Genomic DNA, 4,042 nt, shown 5'->3' with positions numbered 1-4,042 from the left:
GCAAGGACATCGCATGAACACCACGACCACGACAACCGCCGCTCCCACGTTCACGCTGACCCCGCCCGAGGTCATCACGCCGGTGCAACCGGCCGCCGCCGTCGAGGCCGTGCCGCTGAAGGCCGAGGTCAGCAGCCAGGTGGATGCGCAGGTGCAGCGCTTCATCGAGGCGCTGGAGAAGGAAGACCTGCACAGCGAACCCTTCAAGGCCAAGCTGGACAGCGCCTTCCAGCTCGGCCGCCAGGAGATCAGCCTGGCCGCCGGGCTGATGCAGGGCAGCCTGATGCAGCGCAATTTCGTCGGCGCGACCGACACGCCGGCCTACAAGGCCATCGCGGCCATCCGCGGCCAACTCGACGAGCTCAACCCCGGCAAGGACGGCGACCTGCTGCAGCCGCGCAAGCTGCTCGGGATCATCCCCTTCGGCAACAAGCTGGAGGCCTATTTCCGCCGCTTCCAGTCCGCCAGTTCGCAGCTGCAGACGGCCATGACCCAGCTCTACGCGGCCAAGGACGACATCCAGAAGGACGTCATCGACGTCGAGGCCACGCGCAGCAAGCTTTGGGAGGCGATGCAGAAGCTCGCCGCCGCCGCGCGCTTTGCTCGTGTGTTGGACGAACGCTTGGCCACGCGCGTGCAGCAGCTGCAACCCACCGACCCGATGAAGGCCAAGGCGCTGGAGCAGGAGGTGCTGTTCTATGCCCGCCAGAACCTGGCAGACATCCAGACCCAGCAGGCCGTCTGCGTGAACGGCTACCTGGCCCTGGACGTGCTGAAGAAGACCGGCCGCGAGATGATGATTGGCTGCGACCGCGTCGCCACCACCGGCATGAGCGCCCTGGCCGTGGCCCAGACCGTGGCGCGCGCCACTGGCAACCAGATCGAGGTCATGCAGATGCTGCAGGGCGTCAACAAGACCATCGGCGACCTCATCAACCAGACCGGCACGGCGCTGAACCAGCATGTGGACGCGACGGCCGAGTTCTCGGCMAACCCCATGCTGGGCATCCAGCAGATCCAGTCCATGTTCGACCAGACCTTCCAGGCCATGGATGCGATGGACAACTTCCGCAGCAAGGCCATCGAGACCATGGGCACCAACAACAAGCTCATCCAGGAGCAGCTGCAGCGCTCCGAGGGCTACCTGGACCGCGTGCGCCAGYAGCAGGCCAAGGCGGCCGTGTCGGGCGCGGCGGCCATCGAAGGCCCGGTCAAGCTATAGGGAAGCGCTGAACAAGTCCTCACGCGCGGCGCATCCCTGCTTTGGGCGGTCTGCTGCGTTGCAAATCCTCGCCATAGCCAAGCTATGGCTGTGGTTTGCGCCTTGCAGCCCATCCCAAACCAGGGCGCGCCGCATCGCGGGACCTATTCAGCGCTCCCCTGGGCATCAAGCCGGTCGGCCAGCCGGCCCGCCAGCCAGTCCATGAACACGCGCACCCGGCGCGGCGTGTGGCGGCGCTGGCTGAGCACGAACCGCACGGGCAGCGGCGCGGCATCGAAACCTTCGAGCACCTGAACCAGAAGGCCGCCGGCCAGCAGATGCCGCACGCCCTGGAGGGGGAACTGCGCGACGCCGGCGCCTGCCACCGCCGCGGCCTGGTAGGCGTCGGTGTTGTTGACGGTGACGCGTGACGGCAGGGTCAGCGTGCGTTCCTGCCCGCTGGCGTCCACCCAGTCGAAGCGCGGGCGGCGGTCGGCCCAGCTCTGGCTGTAGTGCACCAGGTGGTGGCCCTGCGCGACCAGGTCGTCCGGCGTGGCCGGCGTGCCATGCGCGGCGAGGTAGCCGGGGCTGGCCACGTTGACCATGCGCATCTGCCCCAGCGGCCGCGCCACCAGCAGCGGGTCGTGCACGGCACCCACGCGCAGCACGCAGTCGAAGCCCTCTTCCACCAGGTCGACGCGGCGGTCGGTGCAGCTCAGCTCCACGGTCACGCCGGGGTGGGCGGCCAGGAATTCCGGCAGGGCCGGCAGCACGGCGTCCAGCGCCAGCCGCACCGGCATATCCACGCGCAGCCGGCCGCTGAGCTGCTGGTCCTGCTGGAACAGCGCCTCGATCTCGCCGGCGTCCGCCATCAGCGCGCGGGCCCGCTCGGCGAGCAGCTCGCCGTCCGACGTCAGGCTGACGCGCCGCGTGGTGCGCTGGAAGAGCCGCGTGCCGAGCTGCGCCTCCAGGTCGCGCACGACCTGGCTGACCCGGCCCTTGGGCAGGCCCAGTTCATCGGCCGCACGGCTGAAGTGGGCCAGTTCGGCCACCTGCAAAAAGACACGCAACGAGGCGAGGTCGAGATTGGATGTCATTCAAAGCACAGTCATTTCAGCTGCGGCGACTTTATCCACATCAGAACGAACAATAAATTTCACTCCGTCCACAAACCCCATCCTCTGACGGAGCTGAAATGAGTTCTTCCCCCATCACCCTGATCACCGGCGGCAGCCGCGGCCTGGGCGCCCAGATGGCGCTGGCCCTGGCCCGCGACGGCCACGACATCGTGCTGACCTACCGTGAAGCCGCCGCAGCGGCGGATGCCGTCGTTGCACAAATCCAGGCCCTGGGCCGCCGCGCCCTGGCCCTGCCGCTGGACGTGGCCGACGCCGCTAGCTTCCCGGCCTTCGCCGAGCGCTTGGACGCCGGCCTGAAGGCCTGGGGCGCCAGCCAGCTCGGCGGCCTCATCAACAACGCCGGCACAGGCGCCCACGCCAGCTTCGCCGAGACGACGCCGGCCCAGTTCGACGCGATGCTCGCCATCCACCTGAAAGGCCCCTTCTTCCTGACCCAGGCGCTGCTGCCCTTGCTGGCCGACGGCGCGAGCGTCCTCAACGTCTCCAGCGGCCTGGCCCGCTTCACCATCCCCGGCTATGCCGCCTATGCGGCGATGAAGGGGGCGGTGGAAGTGCTGACCCGTTACCAGGCCAAGGAGCTGGCGGCCCGCGGCATCCGCGTCAACACGCTGGCGCCGGGTGCGATCGCGACCGACTTCGGCGGCGGCGCGGTGCGCGACAACGCGGAGCTGAACCGCTTCGTCGCTTCGGTCACGGCGCTGGGCCGGGTCGGCGAGGCCGAGGACATCGGCGGCGCTGCGGCCGCGCTGATGCGCCCCGGTGCGGGATGGATCACCGGCCAGCGCATCGAAGCCTCGGGCGGCATGTTCCTTTGAATCAGCGCGTCKGGATGGCGCGGCGCGGCTAGGCGGCGCCGCGGCCCTGCTGGCTGGTGAAGTAGGCCACCTTGCGCGCGCGCATGACCTCGCCCAGAGGCCGGTGCGCCACCAATGCCTGCCAGGGGTCGAAGACACCGGCTTCGACGCGAGCGATGAAATCGACGTCGGTCGACGGCGCTTCCAGCACCAACTCGGCCACGTCGACGAAGGGCGCGACGGACTCGGGCCATTCGACGGACGCGTCCTCCAGCGGCGTGCGCGCCTCATGGACGAAGAATTGCAGCTGCAGCCGGTACTTCAACGGGCCGGCCGCCGCCTGGGCAGCGAGATCGCCGGCCCAGTCACCGTTGACCTCGGTACGCGGCTTCAGCCCGGCGGGCGGCAGCAGGCGCAATTTGACGGCGGCGGGGCCGCAGCTGATGGGCAGCGTGCTGGCAAAGGCCTCGGTCGCGAACCCCGTGAAAGGCTTGCCGGCCGTCGCGGCCAGCTTCTTGAGCTGCTTGAAGCCGCCAATGAAGCCGAAGGTCTTGAACATCCAGCCGATCACGGCGCCCGGGCTGCGGCCGGCTGCCTCGACGAGACCGAAGAAATGGCGGCTGTCGGGAAACGCAAAGGCCGTCTGGTTGATCAGCGACAGGTCCTGGTGATCGGTGCGGCCGCCGAGGGCCGCTTCACCATCGACGCCGAAGACCCGCATCGCAAAGCCGCGGATGTCGGGCCGGCGGTTGCTCTGCTTGTCCATCGCGCCGTTGGACAGCCGCACCCAGACCTCGTGCTCACCCGGCTCGGCAAAGAGGCCGTGGCGGGCATGCCCTGGCAGGCCCTGCGGCACACGCAGCCGCCCGCGCACCGCGGCAACGCCCTTGCGGTGCAGTGCACGGCCG

4 protein-coding genes are annotated in these 4,042 nt (G+C 69.1%); 2 read left to right on the top strand and 2 right to left on the bottom strand.

Annotated elements, in window-relative coordinates; all coding sequences use genetic code 11:
• Positions 1-1,222 (top strand): toxic anion resistance protein (locus AC1DU6_RS22345; RefSeq protein ID WP_477859693.1); only part of this gene is annotated, 1,222 nt, incomplete at its 5' end.
• Positions 1,223-1,365: 143 nt separating this feature from the next.
• On the opposite strand, the gene AC1DU6_RS22340 is transcribed toward AC1DU6_RS22345, so the two are convergent.
• Entirely contained in the window at positions 1,366-2,298 is a 933-nt protein-coding gene (locus AC1DU6_RS22340) for a LysR substrate-binding domain-containing protein (protein WP_457350254.1), read from the bottom strand.
• A gap of 98 nt (positions 2,299-2,396) precedes the next feature.
• On the opposite strand from AC1DU6_RS22340, the gene AC1DU6_RS22335 reads away from it, so the two are divergent.
• A complete protein-coding gene (locus AC1DU6_RS22335; RefSeq protein ID WP_477859691.1) occupies positions 2,397-3,155 on the top strand; it encodes an SDR family NAD(P)-dependent oxidoreductase in 759 nt (252 codons plus the stop codon).
• 28 nt (positions 3,156-3,183) lie between these two features.
• Here AC1DU6_RS22335 and AC1DU6_RS22330 read toward each other — a convergent pair.
• A partial coding sequence (locus AC1DU6_RS22330) for a catalase family protein (protein ID WP_477859689.1) occupies positions 3,184-4,042 on the bottom strand: 859 nt, incomplete at its 5' end.

This window comes from Roseateles sp. P5_B10 (genome assembly GCF_056400485.1).
The sequence above is the reverse complement of the archived record's forward strand: the minus strand, read 5'-3'. Positions and strand labels throughout refer to the sequence as shown.